This window comes from Pontibacter aquaedesilientis, assembly GCF_014773225.1.
Lineage (GTDB): Bacteria > Bacteroidota > Bacteroidia > Cytophagales > Hymenobacteraceae > Pontibacter > Pontibacter aquaedesilientis.
Map to the genome: position 1 here is coordinate 386,408 of NZ_JACXAJ010000002.1, position 14,297 is coordinate 400,704.

The following is a 14,297-nucleotide window of genomic DNA, read 5'->3' on the forward strand; positions in this document are numbered from 1 at the left end:
AATTTAAATTTGATTTTATATAATAAGACTTGTCTCCCTAAGTGGTATTTATTGAAACTGATTAGCTGATGCTACGCTCATGAAAATTCCAGTTTAACCTTGACTATTTTGTTTCCTATGAACTCTCTGCTGGTAGCGATACCAAACCAGCAAAAAGCCCGTAAATCAGCGATTTACGGGCTTTTTCGTTTCAAGAGCTAAGATCAATTCTTCAGGTTTGCCTCATAGTAGCATCAGAAGCGCTCATAGAAATCAGCTACTGGTTGTATTATGTTTAATTCCTGCTCCAGGCTCTGCCACTGAACATGTCATCTACCTCCGTGTGGAAAATATGGTTGGAGTAGTTACTCAGTGTTTTTACGGCTAGCGCAAGGATTATTTCGAGGATATGTTTCTCCTGATAACCTGCCTCTAAAAATGCTTCTACATCCTCATGCGAAGGGTTGCCACGCTTCTCAAACATTGCACGTGTAAATACCGATAGGGCATTTAATTTAGCATCTGGTATCTCCTGTTCTGCCCGAATGGCATTTGTTACCTCAACTGGCACCTTCGACACATTGTCGGCTAGAAAACTGTGCGCTGCAGCGCAATATTCGCAGCCATTAGCAATACTGATCGTAACGAAAACCACTTCCTGCTCCACCGGAGAGAAGCCGCTGTTCTTCCGGAAATGCTCATACCCTACGGCGTACGTTTCCATTAAGCCTGGTGAGTTCACCATGTTAGCATACATATTCGGAATCATCCCCATTTGCTTCTGAGATGTTTCCAGATGAGGCTTTTGTGCCTCATTTGCAGTGGCGGTGGTTACTGGTTCTAAAGTGGTTTTAAATCTTTTATTTTCTGTGTTGATTGTCATCGTTTAGAATTATGTGGAAAAATGTATGTGAAGCTATGGCTGCGTTTTTCTTAAATAAAGTTTTTCATCCCTGAATTAGTCAACTATACCTGATGAGGGCATAAGGTTGTAAACACTAGCTTTGATAGCTTCGGCACAAAGGTATAAGTAAGGGGAAAACTAATTTGTCAGGTATGCGACAAAACGGAATAAGAGGCTTGATCCATAGGGTAGCAAGACAACACAAGTCTTTAACTGTGTATTGCTCCCTGATCGATCAGGTACCTTCTGCCTCTCGGGAGGACATGCATAATCAGGTGTTCGAGGCAAAGGGGTTCTCCCGCCTGCAGTTGGTTGAAATTGTTCTCTTGCAGTTTTCTCCCATCCAGAATAACCACTAGGCCAGAGCCGATCGTCTCAATTTCGTTTCCTTTGGAAATCAGAACGCCCGTGTCTTCTCCCAGCCCGACACCAACCAGCTGAGGCTGCATGGCAATCGCCTCGATCATGCGAGGTATGCGACGACGGTTCACAAAATGGGTATCGATGATGACATTGTGAAGCAAGCCAAGACCGTGGCCCATGAAGACGATACCTTTTACAAGCGGTTTAATCTCGGTAGAGCCCTCGATCATGGTTTTGCAGAGCGCCATGGCTCCCGCACTAGTCCCGGCAACCAGAAACTTTACCTCACTCAGGTAACGGTTCCTGATGAGCTTTAGCGCTTCGGTGTCGTTGAATGCAGCAGCAATTCTAAGTTGGTCCCCACCCGTGAAGATGACGGCGTCGGCCTTTTGCAGGCGCTGCAGTGTGTTATTGCTGTCTGCCTGTTCACGGGACTGGATTTTCAGGTGACCTACATTGTCACAGCCCAAAAGCATAAACCCGTGCAGGTATACCTGGTACAGTTCGTCCGGGATGCTAGTAGCTGTCGTAACAACTTCAATCCGGGTGCCTATACCGTACAGCTCATCGTGTATACGCTTTAAAATGCCCTGCTCGAAAAACAAGATCTGCTGCTCCTTGTCAGCATCAGTATGGGGAGGGAAACTTCCTTTGTCCTCATTTCCGCCAATGGCGACAATCTTGCCTTTAGGTGTCACATTGCCTCCTTCTTAGAGCATGATTAAATTGATTTTGCCGTAGAATGACCGTTATAGGCCGAGTGCCGCAGCAGACCGAGGTACGCCCAGGCGGCGGCAATCCCAAAACTGACATGAGCAACAGCAGATACCCAGTTCCTGGCCATGGCAAACCAAGGGAAAAGACTGGTCATGATGTAGAAGTTCACAAAATAGATGATCAGGCCGATGACGGCACCTACTGCCAGCGCTTTTCCCAGGGCCATGTTATTGATGAGAAAGGCTATCGCCAAGGTATAGCTAATGGATAGCACCAGGTGAAGTACGAGTGCTGCCATCAGCACCCCAAAATCAAATGTAGCAGGTGGCGGTAACACGCCCTCTCCCAAAATGATGGCCGCAATCATACGAGGCGGAGCCCAGGGACTGCCACCCAGGAAGAGGGGCACCATGATCATTTCTAACATCAGGAAAATTAGCGCGGCAATGATACCGGCCCAGATCGCTGCTTTCCAATTGATAGTTCCCATAACAGTATATTTTTAGGTTAAACATCAAAATGGATTCTGGATGATAAAACAGTATGATGAAAATGTGTAATCACCAGTATATCTTATAGTTAGACGTATAAATGAGCGGCTACAGACATAAAATGGTACATTTATTCATAGAAATGTCAGGCAGCTTACATAACAGGGAAAGCACCTGGGTTCTCAACTTGAAAAATTCGGAGATCTACAATGATCTGTTGGCAAATGCAGAGAGATTCCTTTACCTATTTATTAGCTCTCTGTCTCGGCTTGTGCTGGTTTGTTAAATTGATCCTGAGCTGGTTGCTCTTCCTTGAGCTGCAGGCTATCAATGGACACGCTATAGCGCACATCACCTATTTTGCCGTTCTCATATTTGTAGCCGGTCAGTTTAGCGGGAAAAAGCAGGCCCCGTTGCTCTTGGTAATCCTCATATTTCAACGCATTGAACTTTTCGCTGGGCTGGCCATCAAAAAAGGTGACGGTATAAAGCAACCAATCCAGGCGGTTTGTCTCAGGGTCGATCAGTAAGCGGTATTCATCCTCCGGCGTGTCGCCTATACCTTCACCAAAAGAGACTCCGATCACATTATACCGCTTCCCTTCCAACTCCAATGGCTCCAGTTGCTGGTAGTTCACGCCTGGGTCTGCAAGCACAAAAGGGATGGCATAAAAGTAGAAATATAGATTGTGGTAAAATTTCGCTGATTTACCGGGATAAGCCTCCTTGCTAGGGCTTACCCATACCTGTTCTCCGTCATGTCCGATGGTGTAGTTATCTGCTTTCACCAGGTCTTTGCGGCTTTTCAGATCTATAAGGTGCGTTTCGGTAGTGCCATTGTTGGTGAGTTGGTACTGCATAGTGCCCAGTTGTTTCCATTGGGCTAGTCCGCCATGGGCTTCGAGCACCTCGCTAAAGTAGGCCGGGTAAGTCAGCTGTTCGGCGGCGGTATCCGTTTTGACTTCCAGGGCTTCTGCATTTTTATTTTCTGCCGGCTGGCAAAATTGGAGGGTAACTGCCCCGAGGGCGAAGAAAATCAGATTGTGTTTCATGAGTTAGGATAGATTAAACTTTACTTTACGTAAATACGGTATAGGTGTCCTGATAAACCCGTTCATCTAGGGCATACTGTAGTATAATATGCCAAGTGTCAGCTATACGACAGCGTATTTTCCTTTTTATATGCATCTTTGAACAAAACCAGAAACATGAGACGAGTACTGATAGCTTTTATGCTCTTAATCGCCAGTAGTTGCCAGGGTGGCTCTACCCTTGGGGCTGAAGGCACCACGCCTCCCTCGCACCAGGTATGGGATGAGTTGCTGCAACGGCATGTGAGCAAGACTGGCGAAGTAGATTACAAGGGATTCATAGCGGATAAAGCTAATTTGCAGCGCTACCTCAACAGTATCAGTAACAATCCACCGGATAAGAAGACATGGTCGGAGACTGAGCAGCTCGCTTATTGGATCAATGCCTACAACGCTTTCACCGTAAAGCTCATCATCGATAACTATCCGCTCAAAAGCATACAGGACCTGCACCCGACTTTGAAAGTGCCGGGTGTGAATACGGTGTGGCACAAGAAATTCTTCAAAATAGGGGGTAAGGAGGCCAGTCTGGACGAAATTGAGCACAAAATTCTGCGCAAGCAGTTTGACGAACCCCGTATACACTTTGCCATTAACTGCGCGTCCTTTTCCTGCCCGCCTTTGCGCAACGAGGCTTTCGTAGCGGCTAAACTGGAAAAGCAGTTGGACGAGCAGGCACGAGCTTTCATTAATGACCCGAGACAGAACAAGCTGGCGCCCGACAGGGTAGAGGTATCGCAAATATTCAACTGGTTTAAAGGTGACTTTACAAAAAAAGGCAGTCTGATCGATTACCTTAACAGGTATAGCAGTACCAGGATCAAACCAAATGCGACGGTGGATTACATGAAATACGATTGGAGCCTGAACGAGTAGCCATGCGAAAGGTCAGTGTGGTCATACCGGTTTACAACGACAAAGCACCGCTGCAGAAGCTACTGGAGCACCTGGGCAATGCGCTTGACAGGCAGTTAATGGAGCTTGTGGTGGTGGATGGCGGCAGTACCGATGGAGTGGATGCCATTATTCCTGCTCCTGTCAAGCTGTTGCGAACAGACAGGGCTTGCCGGGCAGTACAGCTGAATGCCGGAGCGGAAGTAGGCACTGGGGAGATTCTCTACTTCCTGCATGCGGATTGCCTGCCCCCCCTGACATTCGTGAAAGATATCAACCGCGCCATGGACGCAGGCTATATGGTGGGCTGCTTTAGACTAAAGCTTATGCCGGGAAACCTTTTGCTGAACATCAACTCTTTCTTATCGCGATTCAGAACCATGTTTAGCGGTGGTGGCGACCAGTCCCTATACCTGCCCAAAAGCGTTTTTGAAGAAATAGGCGGCTACAACGAGACATTTTGCGTGATGGAAGACTTTGAGCTGGTGCACCGTTTGATGCCACTGTATGGTTACCATATTCTACCCAAGGATATCCAGGCATCGGCCAGAAAATACAGCGAGAACAGTTACTTCAGAGTAAATAAGGCAAATTACCTGGCTTTTCAACTCTACAAAAAGAAGGTGCCACCACAAGTTATCAGAGAGCAATATAATAGCTTGCTAAGGAGAAATTAATCTATAAGAATGAAAGAGGGAAAACCCATAGAAGCGTTCTGTGTTCATTCAAAGGCACGCCACGTGGTGATAATTGGCAATGGCATCGCGGGCGTTACCTGCGCCCGCCATTTACGCAAACGCGACAGCACGTCCCGCATCACTATCATTTCCGGCGAAACCGAACACTTTTTCTCCCGCACGGCGCTGATGTATATCTACATGGGCCATATGAAGTTTGAGCACACCAAACCCTACGAAGACTGGTTTTGGGAGAAGAATCGCCTTAGCCTGGTGCATGATTGGGTAACGCACATAGATTTCGATAAAAAAGAATTGCAGCTGAAAACGCAGGACCCGTTGGCGTATGACATCCTGGTATTAGCCCTGGGCTCCCAATCGAACATGTTTGGCTGGCCAGGACAGGATTTAAAGGGTGTGCAAGGTCTCTATAGCTACCAGGATTTGGAAAACATGGAGGCCAGCACCAAGACCTGCCAAAAGGCTGTTGTGGTGGGCGGTGGCCTGATCGGGATAGAAATGGCTGAAATGCTGCGCAGCCGGAACATACCGGTTACTTTTCTGGTGCGCGAGCAAGCGTTCTGGGATAATGTGCTGCCACCGCAAGAAGCAGAACTGGTAGGCCGGCACATCCGTGAGCACCACTTCGACCTGCGGCTGGGAGCTGAATTGGACAAGATCATCGATGACGGAACGGGCCAAGTGAAAGCCGTTGTTACCAAGGACGGGGAAGAAATTGCCTGTCAGTTTGTGGGACTGACGGTAGGAGTCAGCCCGAATATTGGTTTGGTTCGAGATACGCAACTGGGAATAAATAAAGGGATACTGGTAGACGAGCATTTTGCCACTAACATCCCCAACGTATTCGCTATAGGCGATTGTGCGGAGTACCGCACGCCGCCGCCGCTGCGCCGCCCGGTGGAGCAGGTATGGTATACGGGCCGCATGCACGGCGAGACGCTGGCCCATAACCTGACGCAGGGTCCGGTGCCCTACCAGCCAGGACCCTGGTTCAATTCCGCCAAGTTTCTCGACATCGAATACCAGACCTATGGATTGGTGCCTAACAAGTGGGAAGAGCCGGTAGTGTCGTTCTATTGGGAGCATCCCGATGGGAAGAAGTGCCTACGGCTGCTTTTTGACAAAAATAGACGACAGCTACAAGGGGTAAATGTCTTCGGTATGCGCCTGCGCCATGCGTTTTTTGACAAGGCCCTTCGCCGTAATGTCACGGTGGAGGAGGTGATAGGAAAGCTTCAGGAGGCCAATTTCGACCCAGAGTTCTACGACAGGCACTATGCCGAAATCCTGCAGCGATTCAACCAACAGTTTGGGACTAGCCTGCAGCTACAGAAAGAAAAAAAGCGAAAGAGCCTGTGGGCTTTGCTAGGTTTGTAAAAAAGGAAGATGAAGATAATTCAGAAAGTTGGGTTAGGGTTGTTTTGGGGGGCGCTGCTTCTCTTCAATGCCTTGCTCTTTATGGGCGAGTTCAGGCTAACGGATGAGAAACTGCAGCAGGTGACCAGTGAGCCACACTACGAAATATTGAGGCATGAGCTAGCCCCCGTATTGAACAAAACCTACGGCAGCAGCTTCGCCTTCGTCAGTGCCTTTGATCGTTATGTCAGCGACTACAACCTGAAACAGCAGGAGAACGAGCAGTGGAACCGTGTCATCTGGGATGACTATACCTTTGCCGCCACCAAAGTAGCCAGCGAAGGCCTCGTAGCACAAAACAAACTGTTGCTCCTACTGCTGACGATAGGGCTGGGTGCAATTGGCGCATTGCTCAATTTGCTGCCTAAGTATAGGGGCGAACCTGCTGGCATCAAGCACAACGGGGTGATGTTCTCCTCCAACAAATCGCGTGGCATCATTGGCATTACGCTCGGGGTATACCTGATTGGCCTATACGTGTTACTGTACTGGTTTCCGGAGTATATCGTAAACTGGGCGCTGCTGGTAGACCCCTTGAGTCATATGCTGTCCGGGCAACCGGCAAGTCAGTGGTTCCTGTACGGTACCATCTATACCTTAGCCATTCTGGTGATGGGGGTGCGGATGTTCCGCAAGTATCGGGGCAATAAGTACCAGTTGCTGCGCACCTCTTCGGTCATGTTCTTCCAATTGAGTTTCGCCTTCCTGATACCTGAAATACTGGTGTTGATGAATAAACCCTGGCACGACTTTAAGAACATCTGGCCTTTGGATTATACCTTCTTCTACAACTACCGCGTGGAAGGAATGCTGAGCAGTGGCAGCATAGGACTTTTTATGTTCATATCGGGGATCCTGCTGATCATACTCGGAGTGCCTTTGCTGACATACTTCTATGGGAAACGCTGGTACTGCAGTTGGGTATGTGGCTGTGGTGGACTGGCCGAAACAGCCGGTGACCCCTATCGTCACCTTTCAGATAAATCCTTAAGCGCCTGGAAAATTGAGCGTTGGATGGTGCATAGTGTACTTGTTTTTGCCGTAGTGATGACCGGCGTCACGATTGCCAACTACTTTTCGGGTTTCGGGCTGTTGGGGCAGTGGACAGACACGCTGCATAAGTGGTATGGCTTTTTGATTGGGGCAGCCTTTGCGGGTGTGGTGGGAGTAGGTTTTTACCCGTTGATGGGCAACCGCGTTTGGTGCCGGTTTGGTTGTCCTTTGGCCGCTTACCTAGGTATAGTGCAGCGGTTTAAGTCCAGGTTCCGGATCACCACCAACGGGGGGCAATGTATTTCGTGTGGTAACTGCTCTACGTACTGTGAAATGGGCATTGATGTGCGCTGGTATGCGCAGCGAGGGCAAAACATTGTGCGTGCTTCCTGCGTGGGCTGTGGCGTTTGCGCTTCGGTTTGCCCACGTGGGGTACTTAAGTTGGAGAACGGGCCGCAACAGGGCCGCATCAATGATATACCTATCTTAACCGGAAACGAGTCTATCAATATGCTAAGTTAGGGGTTTTGCTATCGGCTAATCGCCTATTGATCTGTCAGGCGCACCAGCAAGGCCAGTTCTTTAACCGTGCCATTTCCTACAGTTCACTGTGCTTTCTGATGAAAATTCGGCTGCGGTCGTAGCTGATGAGGCCCTGCTTCTCCAAATCGTTCAGCACAGAGGTCACGGTTTGGCGACTGGTGGCTGATAGCTTGGCAATGTCTTCATGGGTGAGTTTCATTTTAACGACCCGCTCTTCGGGGTTATGGATGATCTGGCGCCCGTGCTCCTCGGCCAGTTCTTTCAGTAGGTAGCGCACGCGCTGTTCCGCGGTTTTGAAGATGAGACCCTCCAGTCGGGACTGTATCTTTTTTAATCTGAAGCCTATAAACTTAGTTACCTGCAGGTTGAATTTGGGGTTCATCTCCATCATTCTTTGGAAATCAGAAATACCCACAGAGCAGATAACGGCATCTTCTGTGGCCGCAGCTATCTCTTCACGCTTTGTCTGCCCTGTAATAGAAAGCTCCCCAAAAATCTCGCCCGGACCCAAAATAGCTAAGATCATCTCTTTGCCTGATTCTGATATGCGCGAAAGCTTCACCTTCCCTTTTTTTAGCAGGAATACTGTGTCAGAGCTGTCCTCGGGGAAATAAATCACCTGGTTACGGGGCATGTTACGCATCACCGCCATCCTGTCCATTTCCTCTATCTCGCTTTTAGAAAGGATATGGAGCATGCTAAAGTTTTCCAAATGCCAGAGTTTGGTGTGGGTCATATTGCTGCTATTGAAGAGACCAGTTATTTCTTGATCTTAAAGGTATAATCTTTATTACGCAGAAGCCACCCCGATGTACTGCAATGGCCTAAACAGGACTCAAGTTAGCCTTACCATGTTGGGTAAGGGAGAAAGATAGGGGCTAAATGATTGCTGCTGAAGATGGCGTCAAAACATTTTCTATTTCTTATTTGTCAGCCAAACGACAATAACTAATTTGTTGGCCACTTACCTTTAGTAAAGTTTGGCGGATATAGGTTTGTATTCAGGAAGCTTGATTGAGCGCTTGCCATACCTATACCTCAATGGGAACAGCTGTTAAAGGCTGATCATGTGCCCGATGGCTATACCTGTCAGGTCGGACATGGCGTATAGCAGTGGCTTAACCAGTATGGTTTCGGGTGCACCGCCGGGGCCTTTTGGGGTTTGTAAGCGTTGCAGACGCTTATGAAAGTCCAGTTCGGCAAAACAATAAGTTTTAATCACTAAACACATCCTGTTAGATGAGTAACTATTTAGAAGCAGCAAAACAAGTATACGAAGAGGCGGCAAACAATCCCCAGAAAGGGCTTTGCTGTACCACCACGCCGATTTGGCAATTGCCTGAGCTTACTGTGCCGTCCAAGATGCTGGAGATGAACTATGGCTGCGGCTCCACTGTCAACCCCCGGGACCTTGGTAACAACCCCACTGTGCTCTATGTGGGCGTTGGCGGTGGTATGGAATTGCTTCAGTTCGCTTATTTCTGCCGCAGACCCGGAGCTGTTATCGGTGTTGACCCGGTAGATAGAATGCTGGATGTATGCGCAGAAAACCTACGGGAAGCTGAAAACCAAAACACGTGGTTCAAAAATGAATTTGTTGAGTTACGGAATGGAGATGCCCTTGCGCTTCCTGTATCGGACGAGAGCATAGACGTTGCCGCGCAGAACTGCCTATTCAATATTTTTAAGGAAGAAGAACTGGAATTGGCGTTGGCAGAAATGTACCGGGTACTGAAGCCGCATGGCAGGCTGGTGCTTTCGGACCCCACTAGTGAAGATGACATGAGCGAAAGTCTGCGAAACGATAATCGTCTACGTGCTTTGTGTTTGAGCGGAGCTTTGCCGTTACAGCAGTATATTGACATGATCACCAAAGTGGGCTTTGGCACTGTGGAAGTGCGGGCCAGAAGACCTTACCGAGTGCTTGCCCCGGGGCAGTACAAAACTGATAAACTGGTGTTTATCGAGAGTGTGGAAATATGTGCGATAAAAGATCCCATGCCGGCTGATGGCCCCTGCGTATTTACAGGCAAACACGCCATCTACCATGGTACGAAAGAATTTTTTGACGATGGCCAAGGACACACGCTGCTGCAAAACCAGCCACTTGCCGTCTGCGATAAAACTGCCCGCGTCTTAAGTGAGTTGCTCCGAGACGACATTTATATTACGGATTCTACCTTTTTCTACGACGGTGGCGGGTGCTGCTAGGTATGTGGCGTCTTTTTTTGGCGTCAAGGCATCTTAGCGGTGGCGGATTGCTTTAATTAGCGATACTCTGGGTTCGGGTGGTCGAAGCGGCAGCCTGCATCCCATAGGGCACGTTGGTTCCCATGCACCGGTATGCCCTTGTTTTCTTTCAACAGGCGGGCCATATGCATGAGGTTCCAGGCCATAAAGGTAGTGTTTCGCTGGGTGAAATCGTTGTCCAGGCCGGTTCCATCATCCCCGTAAGAGGGGCCAGGGCCTGCTTCGCCTACCCAACCTGCATCCGCCTGAGGTGGAATGACGCAGCCCAGATGCTGCATCGAGTACAGGATATTCATGGCGCAATGCTTTATGCCGTCTTCATTGCCGGTTATGATGCAGCCTGCTACCTTTCCATAGTAAATGTACTGGCCGTGCTCGTTCAGCTGTCCTGATTGGCCGTAGAGACGCTCAATAACTTTTGTGCACTCAGAAGATTTGTCCCCCAGCCATATAGGAGAGGCCATTACCAGTATATCGGCTGCCTGTACCTTTTTCCATAATTCAGGCCATTGGTCCTCGTCCCAACCGTGGTCCCGCATATCTGGGTACACGCCAGGCGGAATTTTATAGTCTACCGGTCGGATTACTTCTGTGCTTACTCCATTTTTTTCCATAACAGCCACCGCAACATCAATCAGCGCACTGGTATGTGACGTTTCAGGAGATCTTTTCAGGGTGCAGTTTAAAAACAAAGCCTTCAGGTTGCTGAAATCCCATTGGCTGGTGGTGCATTCTTTACTTTGGTTTGTCATAGCAGGATTGTCTATTGAACAGGCAGGGGTACTATGTACGCAGGGCTTGCCTGTAAATGATTGCAAAAGCAGGTATAGTAACTCCTTACTATACCTGCTGACTTATAGTTTTATGGAATCCCGTTTTGTCTGCCATCCGACAAATGAAGCTCAGGTATAGAGGAGAAAAATTGTTTATGAAACTGAGAGATTCAGCCCGATTCTCTAAGTAATAAAATATAGCAGCTAGTCGCCTGAGGGGCTTTCTATTTTAGTGTGCACGGACGGACTGATGATTTACCTGAAGGAAAACAGAACCGGGAATAGAAAAATCACCACCGCTGCCCAAAGACAGTAAATCGGTAAAAATATAGCGATAGACCGCCCAACTGCAGCTATACCTGACTTCTTTGTAAATGATCGGAAAAGGCGAATGGTGATGAAAAGCAGGTTAAGCAACATGAGTAAATTGCCGCCCAGCACCGCCAGCCTGTTAGGTGTAATGCCCCATTCGGCTATTCTGAATACTATGGCTGAGAGTGCAATGCCGTTGACGAGGATGGTTACGGTGGAGAGGAGGAAGAGCATGCCGGTGGCGGTAGTGCTTGCCCTGGACATTTCTGCCGTTGAAAAGAAAATGATGGCCATCACTCCAATCAGCAGCAGGTTGAAAATAAGGAGGAACTCCCGGTCATTATAGGGATCCTTACCCGAGTAAAGAATGGCAAACAGGTATAGGACCAGCATGATTAGAACCAAGGGGCTGAATATTCTGGCGATTACCGGCGAGACTTTACTAACCAACTGTGGATTGGTTTGCGTCAGGTGCGTGCCCACGATTGGCGCGGCTGACAGGCCGGAAACAACAATGTATGCCACGTAAAACTGCTCAATCCGAAATCCAATCAAAGCAAACAGCCCGACCGTGACCCCTGACATGATGGCCCCGGCAATCAAGATGAGGGTGGTCATGATAATCAGGTCGCCGTTATACTTTAAGTAAGCAAGCCATTTGCTGTAGTCGGAGAGGTTGTTGCCTACAAAGGCTGGGCCCAGCAGCACCCACAGCAGCAATGGCAAATGAATGCAGGCTAGTAGGAGTGTGTCGCTTGTGGCAGACGCAGGAAGGGCGTTGATGTAGATAAGGGAAACCGTCATGATACCAAAAATCACACTGATCCATTTTGCCTGGAGTTTGTTTTTCCAGGCAAAATAGATCGTCAGAAGAGGCAGAAAAATGAAGACAATGTTTCTGGGATAGAAGAACTCCTCATCGATCTGGAACATGGCCGGTATCTTGGCAATGAAGCTGGCTACCAGCGCGGCAATGAGAACCATTAACAATTCCCTGCCGGTGCCCCAGCTAATGTCATCGGTATCATAGTGAAGTCTTTCGTTCCAGAAATCAGCAAGTGCATTGCCTTTTAACTCTGGGTATAGGGCACTGAACGCCTGTTTGAATGGGGTCTTATTGCCTCGATAGAGTTTTTCCAGCTCCCTCGGGTCATCCAGATAAGTTAGTATTTCATTTTTCATGGCTAATCAAGTAAGGCCGGTTAGAATCCCTTTTTGCTTTCAGTGCTTAGCTCCCTGCTAAGGGCGTCCCGAAGATGCCGACTGCGAGTTCTGCCCAGATAAGAAACAGGACCAGCAGGATGACAGCGATAAAACCAATCCGGTAATCCACGTTTTTCACCTTCCTGATAACCAGCTCACATAAAAAGCCAGTACCCAGCAGCAGTATGCCCATAATCACAAAGTCGAATAAACCCCAGTCTACCTCATTTGTGAACTGCATCGCTATAAGCGGAATAGAAAGAATAAACACTGCCGCGGACACGATACCGATAAGTCTTTTGTTTTGCGTAACCATAATTTTTGTTTTTAGAGTTATTGAATATTTATATAATTGATTATTAAGTGTTTGTAAAGCGTTGCTCATGAGATTAATCTGATCAAACAATTTACCCACCCCCAGTGACGCCCAGCTGATAAAGAACCTCAGCAGTATTTTTGGCAGGTATATTTTTTGTTAAAGTACTTTGAATTGCAAAGTATATGTTTAAAAAAATTAGTCGCTCTGGCGGTTACTTAAAATGAGCTGCTCCAAGGCATCCAGGTGGTCCGTAAAAGCTTTGCGACCGGCCTTGGTGGCATGGTAGGTCGTGTTAGGCTTGCGTCCTACAAACTGCTTCTCAACCCCAAGATACTCTGCTTCCTCTAACGCACGCAGGTGGCTGGCCAGGTTTCCGTCGGTCAACTGCAGGGTTTCCTTCAATGTGCTGAAATCCACCTTTTCCTCCACCATCAGCACCGACATAATCCCGAGCCGGGCTCTGCTCTCAAAAGCCCTGTTAATATTTTCCAGATATGCTTTCATGGGGCCTACCTTTCGTACTTATAATACATGAGCGTGCCGTACACAATGTGCAGCAGCCCAAAACCGACAGCCCATGCCAGCAGCCCATACCCTATAAATACCGCAGCAAATAGACCCAGCACGATTTCCGAAAGCCCGAGATAATAGATATCGCGCAAGGTATACTTGCTGCCATTAACCAAAGCCAATCCGTAAAAAACAAGCATGGCGGGAGCCACCAGGTATACTAAGCCATGGTAGAGCAGTATGGCACAGAAGAAACCACCCACAGCCAATGGAATTGCCAGGTTAACCAACAGTCGCTGCGATTTGCTGTCCCATATGCGGTGATTGTTTTTCTGCGCCTTTCGGTAGGTAAAGTAAATGGCAGACCCCAGGGCCAGCAAAAGAACCAGCCCTGCCACAGTGAGCAGGAAGACGGTGGTATTCCAGTCCAGGCTATTGCTGTAAATATCCCGGTAAAGCAAGTCATATTGGTTCAGGTACCATGTCACAAGAGCCACGCCAGCCAGTGCAAACAACCCGGCAAACACCCCCGACAAACCGCTCAGGGAGATAAAGCGGGAGGAGCGATCCATGATGTTGCGGATCTCATGCAAAGTGGCGAGTTGTTCTTGCTGTTGATTCATGATAAAGTACTTTGTGTTTCAAAGTTAATAATGCTTTACGTAAAGTCAAGCCAAGTGAATATATATTTTCGAAATATTTTAAGCGCCTGAGCTGTAGCTTTTAAGAGGAGTGGTTTTTAATTGGACTACTGAGTATAAATTAATAGCAAATTATAAAGCGCCTCGGAATGCTATACCTGTCCGAAGCACTTTACAGGGCTGTATACCGATAGAGTGTA

Annotated in this window: 16 protein-coding genes; 5 read left to right on the forward strand and 11 right to left on the reverse strand. The window is 48.1% G+C overall.

Annotation, left to right across the window (positions count from 1 at the left end; translation table 11 throughout):
- Positions 1-274: 274 nt before the first annotated feature.
- The 4 genes from H9Q13_RS06650 to H9Q13_RS06665 all read right to left on the reverse strand — a co-directional run bounded on the left by H9Q13_RS06650 (position 275) and on the right by H9Q13_RS06665 (position 3,506).
- Positions 275-862: a carboxymuconolactone decarboxylase family protein gene (locus H9Q13_RS06650; protein WP_191182981.1), complete on the reverse strand. Its 588-nt coding sequence runs from the start codon at positions 860-862 to the stop codon at positions 275-277.
- A gap of 230 nt (positions 863-1,092) precedes the next feature.
- Complete coding sequence (locus H9Q13_RS06655; protein WP_191182982.1) at positions 1,093-1,944, reverse strand: cyanophycinase; 852 nt, start codon at positions 1,942-1,944, stop codon at positions 1,093-1,095.
- A gap of 23 nt (positions 1,945-1,967) precedes the next feature.
- Positions 1,968-2,453, reverse strand: a complete 486-nt coding sequence (locus tag H9Q13_RS06660; RefSeq protein ID WP_191182983.1) for a hypothetical protein — start codon at positions 2,451-2,453, stop codon at positions 1,968-1,970.
- 252 nt (positions 2,454-2,705) lie between these two features.
- A complete protein-coding gene (locus tag H9Q13_RS06665) occupies positions 2,706-3,506 on the reverse strand; it encodes a DUF6503 family protein (RefSeq protein WP_191182984.1) in 801 nt (266 codons plus the stop codon).
- A 156-nt stretch (positions 3,507-3,662) separates the two neighbouring features.
- On the opposite strand from H9Q13_RS06665, the gene H9Q13_RS06670 reads away from it, so the two are divergent.
- The 4 genes from H9Q13_RS06670 to H9Q13_RS06685 are packed head-to-tail and all read left to right on the forward strand — an operon-like array spanning position 3,663 to position 8,068.
- Positions 3,663-4,421, forward strand: coding sequence for a DUF547 domain-containing protein (locus tag H9Q13_RS06670; protein WP_191182985.1), 759 nt, complete (start codon positions 3,663-3,665; stop codon positions 4,419-4,421).
- A 2-nt stretch (positions 4,422-4,423) separates the two neighbouring features.
- The gene (locus H9Q13_RS06675; RefSeq protein ID WP_191182986.1) at positions 4,424-5,116 is read left to right on the forward strand and encodes a TIGR04283 family arsenosugar biosynthesis glycosyltransferase; all 693 of its coding nucleotides are present in this window, start codon (positions 4,424-4,426) and stop codon (positions 5,114-5,116) included.
- Positions 5,117-5,125: 9 nt separating this feature from the next.
- Entirely contained in the window at positions 5,126-6,514 is a 1,389-nt protein-coding gene (locus H9Q13_RS06680; protein WP_191182987.1) for an NAD(P)/FAD-dependent oxidoreductase, read from the forward strand.
- Between the two features lie 9 nt (positions 6,515-6,523).
- Complete coding sequence (locus tag H9Q13_RS06685) at positions 6,524-8,068, forward strand: 4Fe-4S binding protein (protein ID WP_191182988.1); 1,545 nt, start codon at positions 6,524-6,526, stop codon at positions 8,066-8,068.
- Positions 8,069-8,144: 76 nt separating this feature from the next.
- Here H9Q13_RS06685 and H9Q13_RS06690 read toward each other — a convergent pair whose 3' ends face one another.
- Both H9Q13_RS06690 and H9Q13_RS06695 read right to left on the reverse strand, forming a co-directional pair.
- Positions 8,145-8,825: a Crp/Fnr family transcriptional regulator gene (locus H9Q13_RS06690; RefSeq protein ID WP_191182989.1), complete on the reverse strand. Its 681-nt coding sequence runs from the start codon at positions 8,823-8,825 to the stop codon at positions 8,145-8,147.
- A gap of 318 nt (positions 8,826-9,143) precedes the next feature.
- Positions 9,144-9,311, reverse strand: coding sequence for a hypothetical protein (locus tag H9Q13_RS06695; RefSeq protein ID WP_191182990.1), 168 nt, complete (start codon positions 9,309-9,311; stop codon positions 9,144-9,146).
- A 17-nt stretch (positions 9,312-9,328) separates the two neighbouring features.
- Here H9Q13_RS06695 and arsM point away from each other — a divergent pair, with 17 nt between their 5' ends.
- Entirely contained in the window at positions 9,329-10,300 is a 972-nt protein-coding gene (gene arsM, locus H9Q13_RS06700; RefSeq protein ID WP_191182991.1) for an arsenosugar biosynthesis arsenite methyltransferase ArsM, read from the forward strand.
- Positions 10,301-10,356: 56 nt separating this feature from the next.
- Here the strand turns inward: arsM and H9Q13_RS06705 are convergent, their stop codons facing one another.
- The 5 genes from H9Q13_RS06705 to H9Q13_RS06725 all read right to left on the reverse strand — a co-directional run bounded on the left by H9Q13_RS06705 (position 10,357) and on the right by H9Q13_RS06725 (position 14,079).
- On the reverse strand, positions 10,357-11,091 hold the full coding sequence (locus H9Q13_RS06705; protein WP_224744126.1) for a flavodoxin family protein: 735 nt from the start codon (positions 11,089-11,091) through the stop codon (positions 10,357-10,359).
- A 276-nt stretch (positions 11,092-11,367) separates the two neighbouring features.
- On the reverse strand, positions 11,368-12,606 hold the full coding sequence (locus H9Q13_RS06710; RefSeq protein WP_191182992.1) for a DUF4153 domain-containing protein: 1,239 nt from the start codon (positions 12,604-12,606) through the stop codon (positions 11,368-11,370).
- 46 nt (positions 12,607-12,652) lie between these two features.
- On the reverse strand, positions 12,653-12,943 hold the full coding sequence (locus H9Q13_RS06715; protein WP_191182993.1) for a hypothetical protein: 291 nt from the start codon (positions 12,941-12,943) through the stop codon (positions 12,653-12,655).
- A 198-nt stretch (positions 12,944-13,141) separates the two neighbouring features.
- Positions 13,142-13,450, reverse strand: a complete 309-nt coding sequence (locus H9Q13_RS06720) for a winged helix-turn-helix domain-containing protein (RefSeq protein WP_191182994.1) — start codon at positions 13,448-13,450, stop codon at positions 13,142-13,144.
- 5 nt (positions 13,451-13,455) lie between these two features.
- Complete coding sequence (locus H9Q13_RS06725) at positions 13,456-14,079, reverse strand: hypothetical protein (RefSeq protein WP_191182995.1); 624 nt, start codon at positions 14,077-14,079, stop codon at positions 13,456-13,458.
- Positions 14,080-14,297 lie beyond the last annotated feature (218 nt).